The 22,489-nt window shown below is 65.3% G+C and carries 24 protein-coding genes and 1 tRNA gene; 8 read left to right on the top strand and 17 right to left on the bottom strand.

Annotated features, from left to right (window positions below; genetic code table 11):
- Positions 1 to 11 precede the first annotated feature (11 nt).
- Genes ASC68_RS11365 through ASC68_RS11380 form a run of 4 tightly spaced genes read right to left on the bottom strand, consistent with a single transcriptional unit; the run spans position 12 to position 4,753 of the window.
- Positions 12 to 248 carry a hypothetical protein gene (locus tag ASC68_RS11365; RefSeq protein ID WP_055878857.1) on the bottom strand — a complete coding sequence of 79 codons (237 nt, stop codon included), beginning with the start codon at positions 246 to 248 and terminating at the stop codon, positions 12 to 14.
- Positions 249 to 288: 40 nt separating this feature from the next.
- Positions 289 to 1,575: a UDP-N-acetylglucosamine 1-carboxyvinyltransferase gene (locus ASC68_RS11370; protein ID WP_055878859.1), complete on the bottom strand. Its 1,287-nt coding sequence runs from the start codon at positions 1,573 to 1,575 to the stop codon at positions 289 to 291.
- Positions 1,576 to 1,620: 45 nt separating this feature from the next.
- Complete coding sequence (locus ASC68_RS11375) at positions 1,621 to 2,655, bottom strand: polysaccharide deacetylase family protein (RefSeq protein WP_055878862.1); 1,035 nt, start codon at positions 2,653 to 2,655, stop codon at positions 1,621 to 1,623.
- A gap of 4 nt (positions 2,656 to 2,659) precedes the next feature.
- The gene (locus tag ASC68_RS11380; protein ID WP_055878864.1) at positions 2,660 to 4,753 is read right to left on the bottom strand and encodes an exopolysaccharide transport family protein; all 2,094 of its coding nucleotides are present in this window, start codon (positions 4,751 to 4,753) and stop codon (positions 2,660 to 2,662) included.
- A 159-nt stretch (positions 4,754 to 4,912) separates the two neighbouring features.
- Between ASC68_RS11380 and ASC68_RS11385 the strand changes: the two genes are divergently transcribed.
- The 5 genes from ASC68_RS11385 (at position 4,913) to ASC68_RS11405 (ending at position 10,181) form a co-directional block, all read left to right on the top strand.
- Positions 4,913 to 5,467: a polysaccharide biosynthesis/export family protein gene (locus ASC68_RS11385; RefSeq protein ID WP_055878866.1), complete on the top strand. Its 555-nt coding sequence runs from the start codon at positions 4,913 to 4,915 to the stop codon at positions 5,465 to 5,467.
- A 37-nt stretch (positions 5,468 to 5,504) separates the two neighbouring features.
- Complete coding sequence (locus ASC68_RS11390; protein ID WP_055878869.1) at positions 5,505 to 6,680, top strand: glycosyltransferase; 1,176 nt, start codon at positions 5,505 to 5,507, stop codon at positions 6,678 to 6,680.
- 37 nt (positions 6,681 to 6,717) lie between these two features.
- The gene (locus tag ASC68_RS11395; protein WP_055878871.1) at positions 6,718 to 8,235 is read left to right on the top strand and encodes an undecaprenyl-phosphate glucose phosphotransferase; all 1,518 of its coding nucleotides are present in this window, start codon (positions 6,718 to 6,720) and stop codon (positions 8,233 to 8,235) included.
- A gap of 135 nt (positions 8,236 to 8,370) precedes the next feature.
- Positions 8,371 to 9,627 (top strand): O-antigen ligase family protein, encoded by a 1,257-nt coding sequence (locus ASC68_RS11400; RefSeq protein WP_055878873.1) that lies wholly within the window; start codon positions 8,371 to 8,373, stop codon positions 9,625 to 9,627.
- A gap of 38 nt (positions 9,628 to 9,665) precedes the next feature.
- Positions 9,666 to 10,181 (top strand): cyclic nucleotide-binding domain-containing protein, encoded by a 516-nt coding sequence (locus tag ASC68_RS11405; RefSeq protein WP_248310528.1) that lies wholly within the window; start codon positions 9,666 to 9,668, stop codon positions 10,179 to 10,181.
- 36 nt (positions 10,182 to 10,217) lie between these two features.
- Here the strand turns inward: ASC68_RS11405 and ASC68_RS11410 are convergent, their stop codons facing one another.
- From ASC68_RS11410 to ASC68_RS11435, 6 genes are all read right to left on the bottom strand, one after another.
- Entirely contained in the window at positions 10,218 to 11,003 is a 786-nt protein-coding gene (locus tag ASC68_RS11410; RefSeq protein ID WP_055878879.1) for a metallophosphoesterase, read from the bottom strand.
- Positions 11,004 to 11,021: 18 nt separating this feature from the next.
- Positions 11,022 to 11,996: a phosphotransferase gene (locus ASC68_RS11415; protein WP_055878884.1), complete on the bottom strand. Its 975-nt coding sequence runs from the start codon at positions 11,994 to 11,996 to the stop codon at positions 11,022 to 11,024.
- A gap of 28 nt (positions 11,997 to 12,024) precedes the next feature.
- Positions 12,025 to 12,101: transfer RNA gene (locus ASC68_RS11420), tRNA-Pro, on the bottom strand.
- 148 nt (positions 12,102 to 12,249) lie between these two features.
- A complete protein-coding gene (locus ASC68_RS11425) occupies positions 12,250 to 12,672 on the bottom strand; it encodes a hypothetical protein (protein ID WP_055878886.1) in 423 nt (140 codons plus the stop codon).
- A 107-nt stretch (positions 12,673 to 12,779) separates the two neighbouring features.
- Entirely contained in the window at positions 12,780 to 14,543 is a 1,764-nt protein-coding gene (locus ASC68_RS11430; RefSeq protein ID WP_055878889.1) for a penicillin-binding protein 2, read from the bottom strand.
- Between the two features lie 128 nt (positions 14,544 to 14,671).
- A complete protein-coding gene (locus ASC68_RS11435; protein WP_248310529.1) occupies positions 14,672 to 15,310 on the bottom strand; it encodes an isochorismatase family cysteine hydrolase in 639 nt (212 codons plus the stop codon).
- A 140-nt stretch (positions 15,311 to 15,450) separates the two neighbouring features.
- Between ASC68_RS11435 and ASC68_RS28650 the strand changes: the two genes are divergently transcribed.
- The gene (locus tag ASC68_RS28650; RefSeq protein ID WP_141728495.1) at positions 15,451 to 15,612 is read left to right on the top strand and encodes a Thivi_2564 family membrane protein; all 162 of its coding nucleotides are present in this window, start codon (positions 15,451 to 15,453) and stop codon (positions 15,610 to 15,612) included.
- A 14-nt stretch (positions 15,613 to 15,626) separates the two neighbouring features.
- On the opposite strand, the gene ybaK is transcribed toward ASC68_RS28650, so the two are convergent.
- On the bottom strand, positions 15,627 to 16,100 hold the full coding sequence (gene ybaK / locus ASC68_RS11440; RefSeq protein WP_055878892.1) for a Cys-tRNA(Pro) deacylase: 474 nt from the start codon (positions 16,098 to 16,100) through the stop codon (positions 15,627 to 15,629).
- Between the two features lie 72 nt (positions 16,101 to 16,172).
- Positions 16,173 to 16,826, bottom strand: coding sequence for a MarR family transcriptional regulator (locus tag ASC68_RS11445; RefSeq protein WP_055878894.1), 654 nt, complete (start codon positions 16,824 to 16,826; stop codon positions 16,173 to 16,175).
- 116 nt (positions 16,827 to 16,942) lie between these two features.
- On the opposite strand from ASC68_RS11445, the gene ASC68_RS11450 reads away from it, so the two are divergent.
- Positions 16,943 to 18,478 carry an MDR family MFS transporter gene (locus ASC68_RS11450; protein ID WP_055878896.1) on the top strand — a complete coding sequence of 512 codons (1,536 nt, stop codon included), beginning with the start codon at positions 16,943 to 16,945 and terminating at the stop codon, positions 18,476 to 18,478.
- Between the two features lie 73 nt (positions 18,479 to 18,551).
- Here the strand turns inward: ASC68_RS11450 and ASC68_RS11455 are convergent, their stop codons facing one another.
- Positions 18,552 to 18,947: a response regulator gene (locus ASC68_RS11455; protein ID WP_197421168.1), complete on the bottom strand. Its 396-nt coding sequence runs from the start codon at positions 18,945 to 18,947 to the stop codon at positions 18,552 to 18,554.
- 173 nt (positions 18,948 to 19,120) lie between these two features.
- Between ASC68_RS11455 and ASC68_RS11460 the strand changes: the two genes are divergently transcribed.
- Positions 19,121 to 19,375 (top strand): hypothetical protein, encoded by a 255-nt coding sequence (locus tag ASC68_RS11460; RefSeq protein WP_055878902.1) that lies wholly within the window; start codon positions 19,121 to 19,123, stop codon positions 19,373 to 19,375.
- Here ASC68_RS11460 and ASC68_RS11465 read toward each other — a convergent pair.
- The 4 genes from ASC68_RS11465 to plsX form a co-directional block, all read right to left on the bottom strand.
- Complete coding sequence (locus tag ASC68_RS11465) at positions 19,372 to 19,887, bottom strand: MerR family transcriptional regulator (RefSeq protein WP_055878905.1); 516 nt, start codon at positions 19,885 to 19,887, stop codon at positions 19,372 to 19,374. The two genes, ASC68_RS11460 and ASC68_RS11465, sit on opposite strands and share 4 nt — an antisense overlap.
- Before the next feature lie 26 nt (positions 19,888 to 19,913).
- Positions 19,914 to 20,225: an integration host factor subunit alpha gene (locus ASC68_RS11470; protein WP_055048678.1), complete on the bottom strand. Its 312-nt coding sequence runs from the start codon at positions 20,223 to 20,225 to the stop codon at positions 19,914 to 19,916.
- Positions 20,226 to 20,437: 212 nt separating this feature from the next.
- Positions 20,438 to 21,406 carry a beta-ketoacyl-ACP synthase III gene (locus ASC68_RS11475; protein ID WP_055878908.1) on the bottom strand — a complete coding sequence of 323 codons (969 nt, stop codon included), beginning with the start codon at positions 21,404 to 21,406 and terminating at the stop codon, positions 20,438 to 20,440.
- Entirely contained in the window at positions 21,403 to 22,485 is a 1,083-nt protein-coding gene (gene plsX / locus ASC68_RS11480) for a phosphate acyltransferase PlsX (RefSeq protein WP_055878911.1), read from the bottom strand. The genes ASC68_RS11475 and plsX overlap by 4 nt, the downstream gene beginning before the upstream one ends.
- Positions 22,486 to 22,489: the final 4 nt, after the last annotated feature.

Raw genomic sequence — 22,489 nt, forward strand, 5'->3', positions numbered from 1 at the left:
CTTGAGGTCCTTCACTTCTGCCAGAAGAACGCCGCGTAGGTCAGAAAACCAGCAATCAGGATCCCAAGGGGATACGAAAAGAACAGCTGGTTCTTTATGCCGACCTCTTTGGTCCCGCCCTCCTCGCCGTAGAACATCTTCGTCTTGATGATGTTTCCATACTCATCGCGGCGAAGAAAATAAACGACCAGGCCCCGCACCCACCTGAATACAAGCACCAGCGTGACCAGGCCGAGCAGATATCCCACGTGCGGTCTCCACAATGACTTTCGTGGACGCGTCGCGCCCCTACTCCCAGCGCACCTTGGCGCCAAGCTTGGTCAGCTTTTCGACGAAGTGCGGGTAAGCGCGACGGATCGGGTCGGCATTCTTGATGCGCGACTCGCCGGGGATCTGGATCGCCGCCAGCAGCAGCGCCACGACGACGCGGATGATGTAGGGCGCCTCGACCGTTGCCGGGCGCAGCGGGTTGCCGCCGAACACCACGAGGCGATGCGGGTCGGAGAGGTGCACGCGGGCGCCGAACTTCAGGAGCTCAGCGCTCCAGCCGAGCGCCCCCTCATAGACCTTGTTCCAGAACAGGATGTCGCCGGTACAGCCCACCGAAATGCCGATGGCGTGCGGCAACAGGTCGGCCGGGAAATACGGCCAGGGCGCCGCCTCGATCTTGGGCAGCATCTCGGCGGTGTAGGGCTCGGTGACCTTGCGGGTCCAGCCGGTGGCCGTGACCTTGCCCTCCTCGACCTCGAACTCCAGCCCGAGCTTGCCGAACTGGCGGAGGATCAGGGTCAGCTGCGGGCCCATATCGGTCTCGACGGTCAGCCGGCCACCGGTGACCGCGCCGATGGCGAGGAAGGTTGCGACCTCGTGGTGATCGTCCGGGACGCGGGCGGTGGTGCCGGACAGCTTGCCCACGCCGCGCACCGTCAGCCGCGAGGTGCCGATGCCGTCGATATCGGCACCCATCGCCGCCAGCATGTCGCAAAGCGCCTGCACGTGTGGCTCGGAGGCGGCGTTGTTCATGGTCGAGGTGCCGTGCGCCAGCGCCGCGATCATCACAAAGGTCTCGGTGGCGGTGACCGAGGCGTAGTCGGGCCAGAGATCGACGCCCCTGATCTGGTTGCGGCGCTCGATGCGGTACGGGTGCGTGCCGGCGATGGTGCCGCCGAAGCGTTCGAGGATCTCGAGGTGCGGGTCGATCTCGCGCACGCCAAGCGCACAGCCCTTGGCCTCGGTATCGAAGATCAGGTGGTCGCTGCGCAGCAGCACCGGGGCCAGCAGCAGCACGGCGGCGCGAATGCCCACCGGCAGTTCGGCGTCGGTCGTGGCGAAGGCCTTGAAGTCATGCTGGATGGTCAGCGTCTGTGCCTCGAGGCTGCGTTGTACACGCGAGCCCTTGGAGCGGAAATACTCGACCAGTTTGTCGATATCGCTGATTTCCGGGACGTTGGTCAGCGTCACCGCTTCGTCGGTCAGCAAGGTAGCGCAGAGCATGGGCAGCACCGCGTTCTTGTTGCCGGACGGCCGGATGGTGCCGGACACCGGTTGTGCGCCATCGACGATGAGGTCAGCCATGAAAGCTCCGGGGAATCAGTAAGAGAAGGGACATGAGAAACGCGATCAACCGGGCAGCATTGCGAACACGGCCGGGGTCGCGAAGACATCGACATAGCGTTTGGACTGGAACAGGCCGTTGAGGGACACCCGCGGCAGCGAATGGAGGCTGTGCCGGTGCCCAGCATATAGCCCGCCGGGACGCGTCGTCACGGCCGTTCTGAGCCCCAAGTCGCGGGCCAGCGAAAACTCGCGCGGGCCGGCCGAGGCAGTGCCGCCGATCGGGTAGCTCAGGTGCAGCGGCGTCTTGCCGAACTGCGCCTTGAGGATACGGACCGATTGCTCGATCTCGTTGCGGGCATCGAGCGGGCCCAGCTTGGCCAGCTCATAGTGATGCACGGTATGGGCGCCGATGGTGCAGAGCGGATCGGCTGCGAAGTGCCGGAGCTCGGTCCAATCCATGATCAGCTCGCGGCAGTGCTGCTTGAGATCGAACCCGTACTGGCCGGCGATGTCGCGGATCAGCTTGACGCGGTCGGCCTCGGGCATGGTGCGCATCCGGCGGTAGAGCGCGTCATAGGCCCGCTGCTTTTCCTCGAGGTTGGCGGTGGCATAGTACTCGGTCTCGCCGGCATAGGTGACGGCCAGCGCATTCTGGCCGGCGATGATGTCCTCGAGCGCCTGCCACCACACTTCCCCTACCCCGTCGACCAGCGCCGTCGGCACGTAGAGCGTGAACGGGCATTGCTGCCGGCGCAGCACCGGCAGGGCGAACCTGAGGTTGTCGCGATAGGCGTCGTCGAAAGTGAAGACGACAAAGGGCTTGCTCGGCGTCTCCGCCTCGATGCGCCGCGCCGCCTCGTCCATGTCGACGATGTCGAAGCCCAGCTCGCGGACGCGGGTGATGACGAAGGCCAGGAAGTCGGGCTTGACCTGGAGAATGGCGTTGGGGGCGAAGTCGGCCGGATCGTCCGGCAACACCCGATGCAGCGTGAAGATCACGCCGCGGGCCTTGGAGCGCTTGCGAACCAGGTGCGTCACGCCGCTTGCCCATAACAGCTCGAAGGCGGCGCCGATCAGCCTGTACTTGAGCGTTGTCACGGACCTAAGCCACGTCCGCCCTGACGGCGGGAAGGCGGACGACGCGACCAAGCTCGAAGCCGAGCGCCGCGATATCGCGGCGGGCTACGCCGATCGCTACCGGGCTGGCGTCCTCGCTGGTGACCAGCACCACGGTGGCCCGGGCGCCCGCGAACAGCGGCAGGCTGGAAGCGACACCGACCCGGCCGGTATCGACGATCACCACGTGATAGATATCGGCCAGCGCCTCGATCAAGGTCGAAGGACGGGAGGAGCGGCGGTCGAGCGACGGGAGGCGCCCCCAGGGCACTTCGGCAAGGTTGTCGCCGGCACGCTGCATGACGTCGCCATAGTCAGCCTGCTCGGCAGCGAGGTCGGTGAGGCCGAGCAGAGCGCTGGTTTCGCCGCTGCCGGCATCCACCACCACGGCGCTCAGGTCGCTCATCAGCGCATCCTCGAGCAGCCGGTCCATCACCATCAACGTCTCCTGGCCGCCATCGAGGCTGGCCAGCAGCACGGTGCGCAACTGGTGCGTGGTAACGGCAGCCGAGAGCTGCGCCACATCGTCGTCGGCCGGACGGGCTGCCAACGGCGGCGGGGCGATGCCCGACTCCACCGCATGCTCCAGCTCGTCGTCGATCGCTTCGTCGACCATGTCGTTGTCGATCTCAGTGGCTTCGGCGTCGTAGACGTGATCCTCCGACTCCAGCCCTGCGGCGCGCGTCCGCTCAGTCAGCGCCCTGCCCGACATCAGCTCGCCGAACAGGATCGCGCCGATCTGCAGCGCCAGCGCCACGAAGCCGATGGCGCCCAGGATCAGCGGGATTTTGGGAGAAGCCGGCTCGACTGAAGGCGCCGCCTCGCTGACGATGCGGACATCGGGCAGCGCCGAGTTCGACGCCGTGCGCGACGTCGCGTCGGAGTAGCGGGCGAGATAGTTTTCCAACAGGTCACGCTGCGCCTTGGCTTCGCGCTCGAGGCTGTCGAGCGTCACGCCGCCCTTGGTGGCGTCACCGGCCGTGAGCTTGGCGCGGGTCAGGTCGTCGCGCAGCCGCTGCTCGAGGTCGGCCTCGACCTTGGCCTCGGCCTCGAGCGAATCCGCGACACGGTCGGCCTCGCTGGTGATCTGCTTGTTAAGCTCGCCGACCTGCGCCTTCAACGCCTTGATGGTCGGGTGGTTGGACAGCAGGGTCGTCGATTTCTGCGCCAGTTCGGCTTGCAGGTTCGCCTTGGTTTCGAGCAGCCCCTGGATCACCACCGAGTTGCGGACGTCGTTGACGCCGTCGAGCGACTGGCCCTTGTCGAGCAGCCCGCGGATCACCTGCGAACGGGCCTGAGCGTCGTTCTTGCGCTGCTGCGCTTCGGCGATCTGCGTGGCGACCACAGTCAGTTGCTGGTCGGTCACCGGGATGCTGTTGGCGCCGACGAACAGGTCGTTCTCGACTTTGTAGTTGGCGACGGCGGTCTCGGCTGCGCTCACCTTGGGGCGGAGCTTATCGATCTCTTCCTCCAGCCACACGGTGGCGTCGGCGGTATCGGTCAGCGACTGGGCCCCGCGGCGCTTCACGTGGGCGGCGGCGATGGCGTTGGCGATGCGCGCCGCGAGCTCGGCGTCGGTCGAGCGCACATAGATCGAGATCACCGCAGAATCGCGCTCACGGATCACCGTCATGCGGTCGGCGAGATTGCCGAGCACGGTCTCATCGACGCTGCGCTGCTCCGGTCCGCGCCCGATCAGGCGCAGCACAAAGCCGATGGGCGAGAAGCCGGCATTGGAAAACTCGGGCACCGAGCGGAGATTTTCCGAATCGACCACTTCGAGCAGCAGGTCGCGTGATTTGATCAGCTCGATCTGGCTCGACATCAGCGCTTCGGTGTTCACCGCGTTGCCGCCCGAGGTCACGTCCATGGCAGCGCGGGTGTAGATGTTGCTGCGCGGTTCGACCAACAGGCTCGCCGACGATTCGTAGCTCTTGGGGATGAACAGCAGGACGGCGGCCGAGGCGACCAGCAGCAGCACGGTGACGAGCACGATGCGCAGGCCACGCGACAGCACGGCGGCGATCAGCGCCCCCACATCCATCCGCACGTCATCGGCGCGCTCGAAATCCGAACTCACTCGCCCGCCCTCACTGTTACTCCTGAGCTATGGGGCCGGCGTGGTAAGCATTCAGTTAAGCTGGCTCGCAATCTGACGATCCGAAGGCAATTTTCTAAGCAGAATGTTAACCATAGCACCGCGACACTGGCGCCCTGATCAGGGTTTTTCGGGATAGCCATGCGCTGGCTGCGTTTCCTTCTCATTTTGCTGCTCGTGCCGCTTGCGGCCTGCGCCATCAACGGCAAGCCGTCGACCTATCTGGTCGAGGTGAAGGGGCCCTACACGCTCGATACCGGCGATGTGGTGCGGGTCAGCGTCTATGGCGAAGCCGAACTCTCCAAGAGCTACCAGGTTGACGATGGGGGCGCCGTGGCGCTGCCGCTGGTCGGGCCGGTAAAGGTGCGCGGAAAAACCACGCAGCTCGCCGCCGCTTCGATCACCGCCGCATTGGCCGAGGGCTATATTCGCGAGCCGAGTGTCGCAGTCGAGATCGAGACTTACCGGCCGTTCTTCATCCAGGGCGCAGTCAAGAACGGCGGCCAGTTCCCCTATGTCTACGGCATGACGGTGCGCGCAGCGATCAGCACGGCCGGCGGATTCTCCGACACGGCGGACCGCGGCAAGGCAGTAATCTATCGCCGGCAGGGCAACCAGATGGTGAAGGGATCGGTCAACCTCGACTTCCCCATTTACCCCGGAGATACCATCGTAGTGTCGGAGCGCTGGCTCTAAAGGGTTCGGAAACCCCGCCCCCTCTAACGCTGGGGGCATGTCCAGCGCATCTCGTCCGCTCCGCATCCTCCAGATCCTTCGTGCCCCGGTCGGCGGGCTGTTCCGGCACGTCTACGATCTGACGCATGAACTGGCGGCACGCGGCCACGAGATCGGCATCGTCGCCGACAGCCTCCACACCGATGCACTGACCGAGGAACGGCTGGAAAAGCTCCGCCCGCTGGCGCCGCTCGGCATCCATTCATTGCCAATCCCCCGCACCTTCGGGACCGCCGACCTCACCACGCCGCTCAGGGTTCGCCGTCTCGCCGACGTGCTGCAGATCGACGTGCTGCATGGCCACGGCGCCAAGGGCGGGCTCAACGCCCGGCTGGCCCGCATCGGCGCCCGGCAGCGCGTTTCGCTCTACACGCCGCATGGCGGGGTGCTGAACTACCGGCCCGGCTCGCCGGCCGGCCAGCTGTTCCGCCTGATCGAGCGCGCGCTGCTCGGCGCGACTGACGCAATGGTGTTCGAGAGCGGTTTCGCGCAACGGGCTTACACTGAGCAGATCGGCAAACCCTCGTGCCCCGGCCCGGTGATCCATAATGGGTTGATGCCGTCGGAGTTCGAGGCGATCGTCCCCGGACCGGCGGCGGCCGATTTCGTGTTCATCGGCGAGTTCCGCGCGGTCAAGGGCATCAGCTACCTGCTCGACGCACTGGTCGACGTCCGCGCCGTCGATGGCCGCCCAGCGACGCTGGTGATGGCTGGCGGCGGCCCGGACCTCGATACGATCAGGGCGCAGGTCGAACGTCTCGGGCTAGCCAAACGCGTCACTCTGGTCGGCGTCAAGCCGGCGCGTCCGACCCTGCATCTGGGCCGCATCGCCGTCGTGCCTTCGCTCGCCGAGTCGCTGCCCTATGTGATTCTCGAGGCCGCAGCTGCTGGTCGCCCGGTGATCGCCACCGACGTGGGCGGCGTGAAGGAAATCTACGGCCCCACTGCCTCGAGGCTGCTGCCGGCGGCCGACGCGGCTGCGCTGCGCGGCGCCATGCAGGCAGCTCTCGACGATCCGGCCGCGGCAGCCCGCGAGGTAGAACTGCGGCTCGCGCATATCAGGGGCGGTTTCTCCATCGCCCACATGACCGACCAGATCGAGGCGCTCTACCGGCAGGTTCTCGCTGCCCGGGCGCCCACCGGGGTCACGTCGCCTTCAGTGCTCACGTCTTAGAGCCTCCACACAACAAGAGCCCAGCAAAGAGCCCCCGATGTTCCACCTTGATCCTCAGCAGGCCGTCCTCGAGCACGTTGCGCAGCCGCCCAAGGCGAAAGCCGCGCCACCGCGGCTGAGCGACCTCGCCGCCGCCCTCGCCGATCAGCCGATCGCCCCAACCTACTCGGCGGCGGTCGTCGCCGGCGTGGCGCAGGTGGCAGAGATTGCCCTGTTGATCGCAACCGGGGTGGCGCTGTTCGGGCTCAATGGCGGCGATACGCTGCTCAGCGTCGTCACGACGCTCGGCGTCGTTGCGGTGGCTGAGGTGTTCATCAGCCTGCTGCGGCTGCACGGCATTGCGGCCTACCGGCTCGGCGTCTCACAGCTCTGGAAGGCCGCGCTCAGTTGGACGGCCGCCTTCGCGCTGCTCGGCGGGCTGGTGCTGCTCTACGATAGTGGCCATGCATTGTCGCGCCCGTGGATCGCCGCCTTCTGGGCCGCCGGGCTTGGCATGCTCGCGGTCTATCGCATGGCGCTGCATCAGGTGGTGATGCGCTGGACCCGGCAGGGCAAGCTCAAGCGCCGCACCGTCATCGTCGGTGGCGGCCAGGATGCCGAAGCGCTGATCGAATCGATCCAGACCACCGGGCGCGACGATATCGACCTGCTCGGGCTGTTCGACGACCGCAACGACGACCGCTCGCCCGAATCCGTCGCCAGCCTCGCCAAGCTCGGCCGCGTCGCCGAACTCATCGAGTTCGCGCGCCAGACCCGGATCGACCTGGTGATCGTCTCGATGCCGCTATTCGCCGAGCACCGCGTGCTCGACATGCTGAAGCAGCTCTGGGTGCTGCCGGTCGATATCCGGCTCTCTGCCCATATGAGCAAGCTGCGCTTCACCTCGAAGGCCTATTCCTATGTCGGCGGCGTGCCGGTGTTCGACATGGCCGACCGGCCGATCTCGGACTGGAACCTGGTGTTCAAGTGGCTGTTCGACAAACTCGTCGCTGCCACGGCGCTGATCCTGCTCTCGCCGGTGATGGTCGCCACGGCGATCGCCATCAAGCTCGAGAGCAAGGGGCCGGTGTTCTTCCGGCAGAAGCGGCACGGCTTCAACAACCAGCTGATCGAGATGTGGAAATTTCGCTCGATGCGGACCGACATGCTCGACGCCAACGCGGTGAAACTTGTCACCAAGGACGATCCGCGGGTCACCAAGGTGGGCAAGTTCATCCGCAAGACCTCGATCGACGAGCTGCCGCAGCTGTTCAACGTGCTGCTCGGTGAACTTTCGATCGTCGGCCCTCGGCCACACGCCCTCTCGGCCAAGGCCGACAACCAGCTCTACTACGATGCGGTCGAGGGCTATTTCGCCCGCCACCGGGTGAAGCCGGGGATGACCGGCTGGGCCCAGATCCACGGCTGGCGCGGCGAGACCGACACGGTCGACAAGATCATGCAACGAGTCAAATGCGACCTCTACTACATTGAAAACTGGTCGCTCTGGCTCGACGTGAAGATCGTGGCGCTGACCCCGATCTCGCTGTTCACCCAGCGCAAGAACGCGTTCTGAAATGACCGGGGCGAGCCACCGGTTCTTCCCCATACTCGATGTCATCCCAGCGAAAGCTGGGACCCAACTCGCAGCTGGTGCGCGCCGTGAAATGGGTCCCAGCTTTCGCAGGGATGACACCCAGTGGGTGAAACGATGAGTGCTGCGGCCTCGACGGCCTCCCCCACCCTTGCCGGCACCTGGCTGCGCGCCCGCGCCACCACCCTGCTCGACGCCCTCGTCGTCGGCTGGATCTTTGCCGGCGGCCTCGTCATCGCCGAACCGTCGCCGTACGAGCTGGCGTTCCTCGCGGTGCTCGGGGTCTCGATGGTCTCCGGATTCGCGCTGCGCCGCTCGACGCTGGGGCTGCTGGTGCTGTTCGCGAGCTTCGTGCCGTTCGCCATCATCGCGGCGTTCCAGGTGAAGTTCAGCACCATCCCGGATGCGCTGATCTACCAGGCGGTGACGATCTTTCTGTTCTTCACCTCGTTTTGGGTGGCGAATTATGTCGCCGACGCGCCGCAGGCCCGGATGCGGCTGATCATCGGCGCCTACCTCGCAACCGCCCTGCTCTCGGCCGTGCTCGGCACGCTCGGCTATCTTGGCATCGGGCATGAGCTGTTCACCCGCTATGACCGCGCCAAGGCGTTCTTCAACGATCCGAACGTCTTCGGCCCGTTCCTGGTGCTGCCGGCCATGTACGTGTTGCAGCGCGTGCTGTTGGGTACGCCGCGCCGCGCCATCTGGGCGGCACTCGCCTATGGCGTGCTGGTCACCGGGGTGTTCGCCAGTTTCTCGCGCGCTGCCTGGGGCCACATCGTCATCTCCAGCGCTATCGTCTACGTGCTGGTGTTCGTCCTCGAAGCCCATGCCCGGCAAAAGGTTCGCATGCTGCTGCTCGCCATGGCCGGCCTGATGCTGCTCGTCGTCGCGGCGGCCGGTATCCTGTCGATCCCGCAGTTCCGCTCGTTCATCGAGCTCAGGACCCAATCGCAGAATTACGATACCGGCGAAAGCGGCCGCTTCGGCCGGCAGGGCTATGCGTTCGACCTGGCGTTGCAGCATCCGCTCGGACTTGGCCCGCTTGAGTTCCGCAACCTCCGGGTCAAGGAAGAGCCGCACAATACCTATGTCAATGTGCTGCACGCCTATGGCTGGGGTGGCGGCGTTGCCTTCATCCTGTTCATCGGCGTGACGCTGTGGCGGAGCGCCACGTTCATCGCCCGGCCCGGTCCCAACCGCCTGCTGCTGATCCCGCTGGTCGCGGTATTCGTGCCGCTCGCCGGCGAAGCCGCGATCATCGACGTCGATCATTGGCGGCACTTCTTCCTCGTCGCCGGCCTGATCTGGGGCGTCACTGCCGGTTACGGGCGGGTCGACAAGCGATTTGGCTTGGCGGCGCCGGTTCCCTGAGAGCATGATCAGGCCCGGCGCGACAGCCGGGGGCCAGCGTGGAACCACAGAACAGCTCGATGCAGGCGGTGCTCGCCACCACTGACGACCTCGCCAAGGTTCGCTACGACACCGGCGATATCCTGATCAGCGAGGGCCCGAGCAGCGGGGTGCTCTACATTCTTGTCGAGGGAGCGGTCGAAGTGCTGCGCGGCGACGTGCGTGTCTCGCTGGTCGACGAGCCGGGCGCAGTGTTCGGCGAAATCTCCGCCCTGCTCGGCCGCCCGCACAGCGCCACCGTGCGCGCCATCGAACCGGTGATGGTCCACCGCATCGAGGACGCCGAGAGTTTCCTGCAGATGCGGCCGGAGATCGTCTTCCATGTCGCCCGCATCCTCGCCAGCCGGTTGATCGACGCCACGACCTACCTCGCCGACCTCAAGCACCAGTTCGCCGACCGCAACGACCATCTGGGCATGGTCGATGAAGTGCTCGAGGCGCTGGTGAACCAGCAGTTGCCGGCCCAGACGGCTGCCCCGGTCATTGCCACCGGCAAGCCCGACCCGCGGCTCTAGGCCGCTTCACCGAATGGAACCGGGGCAGAAAGCGCTCTAGGCCGCCAGCGGCGCCCGCGGCAGCCAGGCCGGCCACTCGAGCATTTCCTCCGGCACGCCGCCGCTGCCCCAGTCGAGCGTTCCCGCTCCCTCGAAGGAGAACCACGCCGCCTGCCTCAACTCGGTATCGACCACTATGTGCGTCGGCACCTCGCCAACCTGCCGGCCAGGGTTGAAGATCCAGGTGTCGCCCAGCCGCGAGGCCCATGAGCCGCCGCGCGCAAACGGCGCTTCGTGCACATGGCCGCTGAACACCAGTTGCGGCTGGTATTGTGCGATCCAGCCCGCGAGCTCCACATCGCCGTAAGAGCGCGAACCGGACCAGCTCACCGGCGTCTCGGCCGGCGGCGCATGGTAGACCCAGAACCAGTTCCGCCCGCGTGTCGCCGCCGCTTCCGCCAGCTGCCGGCCGATGGCGTGCTTGGCGATGTCGCCATCCCACCAGGGGCAGATGGTGATGCTGTCCTCGCCGATGGCAAAGCTCTCATTGTCGGCATGAGCGCCGTTGCCGCGTGCGTATGGCACCCAGCGCGCATAGCGCTCGCCGGTCGAGTAGACATGGTTGAGGTCGTGGTTGCCCGAGCAGACCACCAACGGCACGGTGGCGCGGAGCCGCTCGAGATATTTCAGCACCACCACCATTTGCGCGCTGGTGGTGACCAGCGAGCTGCCATCCAGCAAGTCTCCCGCGATGATCAGCAAGTCATAGCGATTGGCGGTCGAGACGAGCCAATCGAACTGCGGCAGGTTGTAGTGTAAATCGGCGACGGCGAGGATGCGCATGGCGCCCTCCCCCGGTCGTCAGCGGCTCAGATACTTTCGCGCCATTGCCGCCGTGTCCAGCGCAAACCGTTCGACATGCGACTTCGCGAGGTCGGTTTCGCCATGCGAGCCGATCCACGCCAGCAGCGCCATGCGCCGGAGCAGGATCAGCGTATCGATCATCCTGAGGTCCTCCGGCTTCAGCGGCCGGATTTCCATATAGGCGCCGAGCCAGGCGCGGATCAGCGCTGGCACCTGCGGCGAAGTCTCGATGAACGAGAGACTCGCGGCGAGATCGTAGAGGAACCAGCCAAAGCCGGAATCGTCGAAATCGAGCAGTACGGTGTGCTCGCCGTCGACCAGGAGGTTAGCGAGCCGCATGTCGGCGTGGATCAGCCCGAAGCGGTCGATATCGGTGCCATAGGCCCTGAGATCGGCGCGCAACGCCGCATCGAGCGCGATCAGCGTTGCCAGCGTGTCGCCTTCGACATGCGGGGCCTTGCGCCAGTCGCCCCAGAGGCCCGAGGCTTCGAGGATGCCCACCGCGTCCCAGATCGGCCGGACGAACTTTTCGGGCTGCTGCCAGGTGGCAATGTGGTTGTGGAGCGTTGCGGCATAGCGCCCAAGCGTTGCGAACAGCGGCACGAGGTCCGCATCCGGCTGAGGCTCGGCGCCGTTCTCGAAGGCGAACAAGGCTGCGAAGCGGTCCGGCGCCACTTCCTGCACAATCTCGCCGTCCGCCCCGGGGATCGGGCGCGGCACCGGGATTTCGGTGTCGTCGGTGATCGCTTCGAGCCAGGCGAGCTCGCTGCCGATGGCGGTGCGCGACTGGTAGCGCGGCCGGTGCAGGCGCAGCACATGGCGCGAACCGCTGGCCCCGTCGATGCGGAAGGTGTGATTCTCGGAGAGATTGATCAGGACCGGTGCGCCGCCTGCGGCAACCGGCCAGCGCTCGAGGCTGCCGGCGACAAGCGACAGTTCCTCCGGGAGCGGATCGCTGGGGGCAATATCCAATCCGCTATCCTCTAGGCTTTGGAAGAAATGGTCGGAGTGGCCGGATTTGAACCGACGACCCTTTGTCCCCCAGACAAATGCGCTACCAGGCTGCGCTACACCCCGACTGGTGCGGAGGCCTACAGAAACCAGCCTTTTGAGGCAAGAGGCATTTTTGCGGCAATGCGATCCAGGTGGAACAATTGCGCGCCCCAGGCTGCGAAGCGGGGCGGTGATCAGCCCGCCTCGCTGCGTCAAATACCGCGACGTCGGCCTAGTAGATCGGGCCGTCCGGCCAATCGGAGCCGCCGCCGCCGCCGGACTCGTTGGAGTCACTGGAGCTGTCGCCCGAGTCGAGCAGACTGCGCGGCGGCTCGGGCGCGATAGCGTCGGGGGTCACCTTGGAGAACTTCGACATATCGCCGAAGAGATCGCGGCAGCCGGCGGCGATCCAGTAGCTGCCCAGCTTGCGCAGCTCGGTCAGGATATCCTCGCGGCGGGCGTTGGTGGTCCCCTCATTCTTGTATTCGGCGCGAAGGGCATCGGCGGCCGTCTGAACTCTGAAGCACTCCTGGGACAGCGAGTCGAGTCCGGGTTTCTTGATCCGCGCCAGGGCCGGGCTGGTTGCCAGTGGCAGCACGACGATGGCGGAGACGAGGGCGGCGGTGAAGGCACGACGGAGGCCAAGTGCGGGCATCTTTTCTCTCCTTGTCGTGGCGACGCGGGAGGCGTCGTCGATGGTGAGCATTTGACGCTAATTGCTCTGAACCGCCCCTGAATGTGGTGTTTATCGCCTGTCGGCCCTCACCGGACGGTCACGTCGGCACCGGCCGCCGGCACTCCGCCGATCCGCATCAGCCGGTCGTCGATGCCGGCGACGGTGGTGGGGAGAATGCCCAGCATCGGGGCGATCCGCTGGATGATCTGCCCGCTGACCACTGCGACGTTCCAGCCGGCCTCGCGGGTGGAGCGGGCGTTTTCGGCCTGCGCCTCGTCGAGCATCACCAGCATGGCGTAACGCGGATCCTCCATCGGGAAGGCCGAGGTGAACACGGTGACGTTCTTGGTCTTGGAATAGCGGCCGTTGATGGTCTTCTCCGCCGTGCCGGTCTTGCCACCGGTGCGGTAGCCGACGGCTTCGGCGTCCATGTTGCGGCCGGAGCCGAGCAGCGCGTTCATGCGGAACAGGTACATCATCTCGTCGCTGGTCCTCGAACTGACGATCGGGCGCGCCAATTGCGCGGCCTCCGCCGCGCTGCGCCGGAACAGCGTCGGCGGCACCAGCTTGCCCTTGTTCATCAGCGCGGCGACAGCCGTCAGCATGTGCATCGGCGTCGCAGCAAACCCGTAGCCATAAGAGGCAGTGGCGGCCGCGACATCGGAGAAACTCTCAGGCACGCGGGGCGCGGCTCGCTCGGGCAGTTCGATCCCGGAGCGCTGGTCGAATCCGGCGGTGCCAAGGAATGCGCGGAGCTTGTCCTTGCCCATCGTCTCCATGATGCGGATGGTGCCGATATTGTCGGAGTAGCGGAACACGTCCGAAACCGACATGATCTCGTGCCGGCCGTGATCGAGCAGGAAGCGGCCGAAGCGTACCCCTTCCCGCGCGTCGATCATATCGTCGATGCCGACGGCGCCGCTGTCGAGCGCGGCCGCGATGGTGATAGTCTTGAAGGTCGAACCCAGTTCGAACGTGCCGTTGGTGATGCGGTTGAAGCTCTCGGGCTTCAGCGCCGTGGCCGGCTCGTTCGGGTCGAAATCCGGCAGCGAGACCATGGCGATCACCTCGCCGGTCTTGACGTCGACGATCGCTCCGGCAGCGGCAATGGCACGGAAGCGGGCAAGCGCGGCGAGCAACTCGGAGCGCATCACGTACTGGACGCGGGTGTCTATCGACAGCACCTTGGGCTCGAGCTCGGCACCGCGCGCCAGCCCGACCTCTTGCAGCACGGCAAGATCGTCGCGGTCGATGGCCAGTTCCATTCCCGCGATCCCCTGGTTGTCGACATTGACGCTGCCGATGACATGGGCGAGCTCGGACCCTGCCGGATAGAAGCGCTTGCTCTCCTCGATGAAATCGATGCCCGGCAGGCCGAGCGCCATCACTCGATCCTCGAGGGCCGGCGTCAGCTCTCGCTTAAGCCAGACAAAGCCCTTGTCGCCGGAGAGGCGCTGCCGCAGCCAGTCCTCGTCAAGATCCGGCAGCACGGTGCGCAACTGCGCCGCCGTGTTCGCCACGTCGACGATGCGACGAGGTTCGGCGTAAAGCGAGGGGACGCGGATATCGACGGCGATGGCGATGCCGTTGCGATCGACGATCGGTGGGCGCGACGCCTGGATGATATCGCGCGTGACGCCCTCGATGGTGTCGTCGAGCCTCACCTGCCCCAGTTGCACCAGCCGCCCGCCGATCAGCAGGAAGCCCGCCACCAGCAGCAGCGCGACGATAGCAATGCGGCCGCGAGTGATCCGGTTGTGGATTCGCGCCGTCCCGGGCACGATGATCTCGGGATGGCTTTGGGCAGGACGCAAAGGTCCGGCCCCGTCGAGGTGATCGGCGGTGGTCATGGTGGGGTCAGCGGTGAGAGGCAGTTACTGGGCGCTGAGGTTCACCACCGGAGACCGCCGATCAATGGCATTTGAGGCAACAGCTTAACGAGTGGTTAGCGACGTAGCGGTCAGCGGGGACAGCCACCCTATTGCCCTCGCGCCTCCACAATCTCGACCACTTCGGCGGTCTCGACCTGCATGCCGAAGCGGCTGTCGTAGATGTGGTGCATGGCGTCGTGGGTGGAGTCGGCGGACGAGCAGATCGCGTCGGTGGCGATGATGACGCGGTAGCCGAGATCAATGGCGCCGATGACGGCGGCCATGACGCAGACCTCGGTCTCAGCGCCGGAGATCACCACCGTATCGACGCCGGCAGCCTGGAGCTCAGCGTGCAACCGGCTGCCGAGCCAGGGGCTGTAGATCGGCTTGTCGAGCACGCGGGCGGGCGGCGTGTGCAGCGCCAGGGCCGGGATCAGCTCGAGCAGTCCAGGATCGAGACGCTCGCCGGTCATTGCTGCCCAGCGCTGGTAGTAGCGGCGCCAGGTGCCGCCGACATCGTCAGCCGAACGGGCCGGAATGAAGCGGGTGAACACCGTGCGTTCCGGCGCCATCTCGACCAGCCGCACCACTTCGGGCAGCACCCGCTGCATCCACGGCGCGTGCCAATCGGTCTGTTCAGCAAACATGCGTTGCATGTCGACGCACAGGTGTACCCAGTTGGCGCCGAGCGGGCCGAAGTGGAGGCCGGGCGGCGCGATGAGATCGGTCGGATCGGTCATCGCCATGCAACTGGCGCCGCCCTGTCAGGGTTCCGCGGTCAGGCCAACATTCGGATTTGACACGAAGTTTTCGCGTCGCCTGCCACGAATTGCGCGTTTGCGCGTTGAGCAGGTACCTGCATTCCGCAGCGTCACGGAGACTTCAGATGTCCGTTCTCATCGGAATCCTCATTACCTTCCTCGTCGTCGTATTGATCCTGTGGCTGGTGCAGCGGCTGCCGGTCGATGCTCGCGTCAAGCAGATCATCCAGATCGTGGTGATCATCATCGGCATTGTTTCGCTGCTGAAGTACCTGGCGGTCTTCTAGAACGCGCCGCTGCCCTAGGCGACGAGATCGATCAGCTTCGCTTCGGTCACTTGCGCGGCGTCCACTGGGCTCAGCCCCACCAGCAGACCGCGCTGGCCGCCATTGATCAGGACTTCGTCGAACAATTCGGCGGTTTCGTCGATAGCGGTCGGAACCTTCTTCCGCTGCCCGAACGGGCTGATGCCGCCGACCTTGAAGCCGGTGAGTCGCTCGGCGTCCACCGGCTTCATCATGTTGGCGGATTTGCCGCCGAAGGCCGCGGCGAGCTTCTTCATGCTGACTTCGCAGTCGGATGGCACGACGACGCAAACCGGCTTGCCGTCGACCTCGGCCATCAGGGTCTTGAACACCTGCTCGGGCGCCTTGCCCAGTGCCTCGGCTGCCTGCAGCCCTATACGCGGCGCGTCCGGGTCATAGTCGTACGGAAAATGTGTGAAGGCGATGCCGGCCTTGGTGAGCGCGAGCGTCGCGGCGGTGGTTTTCGACATGGCGCAGTGTTACGGCGACAGCGCACCCTCGTCCAGCTGGCGCGCCGGACCGCATTATCGTTGGCCGGCAGGCTACTCCGCGCCGGCTGGTTCGGCCTCACTCGCGGCGGCTTCGCTTTCCTCGAACAGGCGCTTGATGTTGGCAGCGGATTTTGCCACGCCGCCATCGTCGGTCGACCAGTTCGAGAAGCGCTCGAACAGCACGGCGAACGCCACGAGGTCGCGCTCGTTCCATTGCCCGAGCGCCTGTGCGAACAGATTCCACTTGTTGATCCGCACCGCCTCGATGAAGCGTTTCCCCTTGGAGGTGAGCTCAAGACAAATGCGGCGGGCATCCTGCTGCGAGGCAACGCGCCGAGCGTAGCCGCGATCGACGAGCTCCGCCGAAATACGGCTTGCCCGTGACGGATCAACCGCAAGCCGTTCGGCAATCAGCCCCACGGTCACCTCGACCTTGGCATCCTCGATGTAAGCCGGGGCATGGGCGATCGCGCTGATCGCGTCGAGGTGCGCGAAGTCGAGCGTCGGGTCGATCTGCGCCATCACCTGCCGGCCGAAATCACGGCGCTGGATGGAGCGCCGAACCTTATGCATTACCGCATCGATCGCTGCGACTGCCTCTGCCGCATCCGGCGAGAACCCGCTCCGTTTGGCGAGTTCGATGAGTTCCTGGTCCCCCTGCGTGTGACAGATGGCCGGAAGGTCGGTCTTGGTGTCGTCCTGCATCACCCCGCGCTAGCAGATATATGTGCGGCAGTCAATTATATGCGTCTGTCACGTAATTGCCGTTGACACATATGTGAAGCAGGCACATAACCCCGCTCCAGTTCGGAGGTCGCTTGATGAGCGCAGATACCAACCCCATTTCCGGCGCCGCGCCGGTCGCCGAGGCGCCATCGCGCCCCGACCGCGCGACGCTGCTCGTCTATTTCGGCGCGCTGATCGCGATGTTCATGGCGACGCTCGACATGCAGATCGTCGTCACCGCGCTGCCCACCATTGCCGGTGAACTGGGCAACCTGCATTTGTTCGGCTGGGTCGGCTCCGCCTACCTGCTCTCCACCGCCGCAGTGGCGCCGTTCTACGGCAAGCTCGGTGACATGTACGGCCGCAAGAACGTGGTGATGACGGCGATCGTGCTGTTTCTCATCGGCTCGGCCGCCTGCGGTCTCGCCTGGTCGATGGAATCGCTGATCGCCGCGCGCGTGCTGCAGGGCATCGGCGGTGGCGGGCTGATGGTCTCGGCCTTCGCCATGATCGGCGAGCTGTTCGGGCCGCGCGACCGCGCCAAGTACCAGGGCTATTCGTCGGCTGTGTTCGCGCTGAGCTCGATACTCGGGCCGGTCGCCGGCGGCTACATCACCAGCCTGTTCGGCTGGCGTTGGGTGTTCCTCGTCAACCTGCCGGTCGGCATCGTCGTCCTGGCGCTTATCTTCGTCGCCATGCGCTCGAAGTTCGTCGAGAAGCAGCACAAGGTCGACTATCTTGGCGGCGTACTGCTTGCCGTCGCCACCACTGCCATCGTCTACTGGGGCGACCATGTGATCGACCCGGCCGGCCCGGATCTGCTGACCTTCGCCCTGCCCGTCATCGGCATTGCCGCGGCCATCTGGTTCGTGGTGACCGAGCGTCGGGCAGCCGAGCCAATCGTGCCGTTGCGGCTGTTCCAGAACCACACGATCACCATCGTGACGCTGGTCTCGCTGCTCGCGGGTGTCGTAACGCTCGGCCAGTTCTTCTACTTTGCACTCTACTTCCAGGTGATCACCGGGTTCGGCCCGGCCGAAGTCGGCTTCCTGTTCCTGCCTGCTTCGGCGACTTCGATGATCGTCTCGATGCTTGCCGGCCGGATCATTGCGGCCACGGGGCGCTACAAGTGGATGCCGGTGGCCGCGATGGCGGTCGGAGCGCTGCTGATGGTGGGCTACACCTTCGTCGACGCGCACACGCCGGTCTGGATCATGGCGCTGCTGATGGCGGTGTTCGGCATCTCGATGGGCCTGCAGTTCCAGGTGCTGATGGTCGCTATCCAGGCCGCCGCACCGCTGCAGGATATCGGCGCCGCCACCGGCCTCATCACCCAGGCTCGCACCATCGGCGCCTCGCTCGGGCTCGCCGTGAACGGCGCGGTCATGACCTGGGCGCTGACCCAGCAGAACACACAGCTCCCCGCCGATGTCGCGGCTGCGGTGCCGGGCGGCCTCACCAGCCTCAGCCCGCACATCGCGGCCGGCCTGCCGGAGGCGACGCGCGAAGTTGTTCTCAGCCACTACACCGCCGGCTTCAACACGCTGTTCCTGTTCCTTGCCGGGGTCTATGTGCTGGCGATGATCTTCACCATCATGCTCAAGGACGTGCAGATCCCCAAGCGGGGCTGACGGCCGAGGTCGCAAAATAAGAGGGGGCCGTCCGGCCCCCTTCTGTTTTGCTGAGCCTTCGAGACGAAAAGCTCTAGCGATCCCTGCCCTGCCCCGCCATCGTGGCGTGCAGAAACTCCAGCAGTTGCGCATTCGAGAATGGCTTGGCGAGGATGGGTCGGTGCCGGTGCCGTTCCACTATTGCCTCAGGCCCGGAGGCTGTCGCGAAGAAGAATGGGACATCCCGATGGGTCAGCGCGTCAGCCAACCCGAAGCTGTCGGCGCCGCCGACTTTGACATCGAGAATGGCGCAGTTGATCGAACGCTTGCCAATCGTGGCTTCGGCCTCGTTCGGGGTCACACAGGTGATGACTTCGGCTGCGCCCAGGTCGAGCAGGAAATCCTCGATCATGATCGAGACCAGTACCTCGTCCTCGACGATCAGCACCGTTCCAAAACCCGAACCATCCGATTGCGTGTTCAATAGCACTGGCTGTCTCCTTTCCCTTTCACATGCGCCCGTGCGGTCGACAAATCGAGGAAAAAGGGAGTTAGCACGTTGCCGCTTTGCAGCGGTTTGTGGCGAATGAGTACTCCGCTTTCGGGCAACCATTCTGCGTGCAATGAGTTGAATGAGTAACGCAACCTCATTCCTGCTTCGCGATGTCAGAGAAAACCTACAAGGGTAACGACTTAGTCCGCGGCGAGCGGCTGCAGATCATGCTTGAAGCGGACGAACTGCGCGCTCTCGACGACTTCCGCTTCGCCAACCGCATGCCGAGCCGTGCAGCAGCAGTCCGCGAATTGCTGCGCCGCGGACTTGGTGTCGATGGGGCTGTGTCGAACAGCGGCAACGGCTCGTCGCAGTCGTTCGGCGTGCTGGAATCCGAAAACGCCGACGAAGGCGTCGGGCGCTAACCCTCGCGAGCGCGCTCCAGCAGCCGCTTGCAGTCGAGCAGTTCACGCAGCACGTCGGAAAGCTTGTCGCGATCAGCGGTCGTGAGGCCGGCTGGCTTGGGCTTGAAGCTCGGAAGCTTCAGGCGCGACGGCGCCGGCGGGGCATCGGTCATGTCGTCTTCGGGGATCACCGCCGACTCGGAGGTGAAATCCTCCTCGGGCTCGGTGTCGGCGGGCTGGTGCTCCAGCGCTTCGACCGGGCGGCCCTCGCCGATGCCGATGACATAGCGAATGCCCTGATCCTTCAGGATCCGCTGCACGCCCTTGATGGTGAAGCCCTGATCATAGAGCAGATGCCGGATGCCCTTGAGCAGCAGCACGTCCTCAGGCCGGTAGTAACGCCGCCCGCCGCCACGTTTCAGCGGCTTGATGGTGGAGAAACGCGTCTCCCAGAAGCGCAGCACGTGCTGCGGCAGGTCCAGCTCGTCGGCTGCCTCGGATATGGTGCGAAACGCGTCTGGAGACTTGTCCAAAAGGACTCACCCGCCCGGAAAGAGTCTTATTTTCCAGACCGGACCATAGATTTGTTGATCTTGGATTTCAACACGTTGCTGGGTTTGAACACCAGAACCTGTCGCGGCAGGATCGGCACTTCCTCGCCGGTCTTGGGATTGCGGCCGATCCGCTCGTTCTTGGAGCGCACCTGGAACGAGCCGAACGAGGAAAGTTTTACGTTGTGGCCTTCCACCAGCGCGTCGCCGATGAGGTCGAGCACCCGCTCCACCAGTTCCGCCGACTCGGTGCGGGACAACCCCACCGCTTCGTAGACCGCTTCCGCCAAGTCGGCTCGCGTGACCGTTCTCTGCGTCATATGCCGCCCCTCCGTTTTTGCCCAGCTGGATACAGGTGCCCGTCAGGCGCCCCCACCCACGGATTTGTGGCAAAGATTAACGCGCTGTCACGTCACTGGCAATCTGGCTTACCAATCAAAGGCGTGAGGTTGGCAAACGGCCTCCCAGAGGTCGGCAACGGCCATCCTCACCGTGGATGGCGAGGGGCCCGCCGAGTTTGATCGCGACGGGCTTACCAGCGGATCAGCGAGGCGCCCCAGGTGAAGCCGCCGCCCATGGCTTCGATCATCACCAGGTCGCCGCGCTTGATGCGGCCATCGGCTACGGCCGTGTGAAGCGCCAGCGGCACCGAGGCGGCGGAGGTATTGGCGTGACGATCGACGGTCACCACCACTTTTTCGGGCGGCAGGCCGAGCTTCACCCCGGCGCCGTCGATGATGCGCTTGTTGGCCTGGTGGGGCACGAACCAGTCGAGATCGTCGATGGTGTGGCCGGTATCCTCGAGCACCTTGTAGACCACGTCGGTGATCATGCCGACGGCGTGCTTGAAGACTTCCTTGCCCTCCATGCGGATGTGGCCCATCGACTGCGTCGAACTGGGGCCGCCATCGGTATAGAGCTTGTTCCAGTAGTGGCCATCGGAGCGCAGCGAGGTCGCGAGCACGCCGCGTTCCTCGCCGGCTTTGCCGAGCTCCATCACCACTGCCCCTGCCCCGTCGCCGAACAGCACGCAGGTGGTGCGGTCGTTCCAGTCGAGGATGCGCGAGGCGGTCTCGGCGCCGATTACCAGCGCGCGCTTGGCGAGCCCGTTCTTCAGATACGAGTCGGCCGTCGCGACGGCGTAGACGAAACCCGAGCACACCGCCTGGATGTCGAAGGCAGCGCCATGGTGCATGCCGAGCTTCTGCTGCACCACTGCCGCCGTCGCCGGGAAGGTCATATCCGGCGTGGTCGTCGCGACGAGGATCAGGTCGACGTCGTCGATGGTGATGCCGGCGTTCTCCATCGCCTTGCGGCCCGCGGCGGCGGCAAGATCGGAGGTGTTCTCGCCCTCGGCGGCGATGTAGCGCTGCTTGATGCCGGTGCGCTGCTGAATCCACTCGTCGGAGGTATCGACGGTCTTGGCCAGCTCGTCATTGCTCACCACACGTGCCGGCAGATAGGAGCCGACGCTGCGGATGATGGATTTCTTGTCGGTCACGCGGATTTCGCCTCGGTTTCGGGAACGGGCGCCGCCTCGGTCGAGGGCGCCGCGTTGAGTGTGGGGAAGCGGCGCATGCCTTCGCCGATCTTGTCCATGACGCGGCTGCGGGCCATCTCATAGGCAAGGCTCAGGGCGCCCTTGAAGCCGACCTCGTCGGTGCCGCCATGCGACTTGATGACGACGCCGTTGAGGCCGAGGAACACCCCGCCATTGATGTTGCGCGGGTCGAGCTTGCGGCGCAGCGCCTGCAGCGCCTGGCCGGCAATGGCGGCGCCCAGCATCGAAATGATGTCGGCCTTCAGCGCGTTGCGGATATAGGCGCCGACTTGCCGCGCGGTGCCCTCGGCGGTCTTCAGCGCGATATTGCCGGCAAAGCCTTCGGTGACAACCACGTCCACGGTGCCTTTGCCGATGTCGTCGCCTTCGACGAAGCCATGATAGATGAAGCCCTCGCCGCTTGCCGCCTGCAGGATGCGCGCCGCTTCCTTCACCTCGTCGTGGCCCTTCATCTCTTCGGTGCCGACATTGAGCAGCCCCACGGTGGGCAGTTCCTGGTCGAACAGTGCCCGCGCCAGGGCGGCGCCGAGAATCGAGAAATCGGTCAGCTGCTTGGCATCGCCGCCGACGGTGGCGCCTACATCGAGCACGATGATGTCGGTGCGCAGCGTCGGCCACAGCGCCGCGATGGCGGGGCGCGAAATGCCCTCGATCGGCCTCAGACAGAACGTGGCCATCGCCATCAGCGCCCCGGTATTGCCGCCGGAGATCGCGACATCGGCCTCGCCGTCCTTCACCGACTGGATGGCCGCCCACATCGAGGAGGTGCCGCGGCCCTTGCGCAGCGCCTGCGAGGGCTTTTCCTCCATCGAGATGACGATGTCGGCGTTGACGATGCGCGAGACCTTTTTGAGATCGGGAAACTCGTCGAGCAGCGGCTTCAGCTCGGCTTCGCGACCATGGAAGATGAAGGTGGTGTTCTTGCGCTCGCGCCAGAACAGACGCGCGCCTTCGACGGCCACGCGGGGCCCTTTGTCGCCGCCCATGGCGTCAACGGAGATACGGATGGAATCGCTCATCGCC

It is taken from the genome of Devosia sp. Root105, from assembly GCF_001424865.1.
Taxonomy (GTDB): domain Bacteria; phylum Pseudomonadota; class Alphaproteobacteria; order Rhizobiales; family Devosiaceae; genus Devosia_A.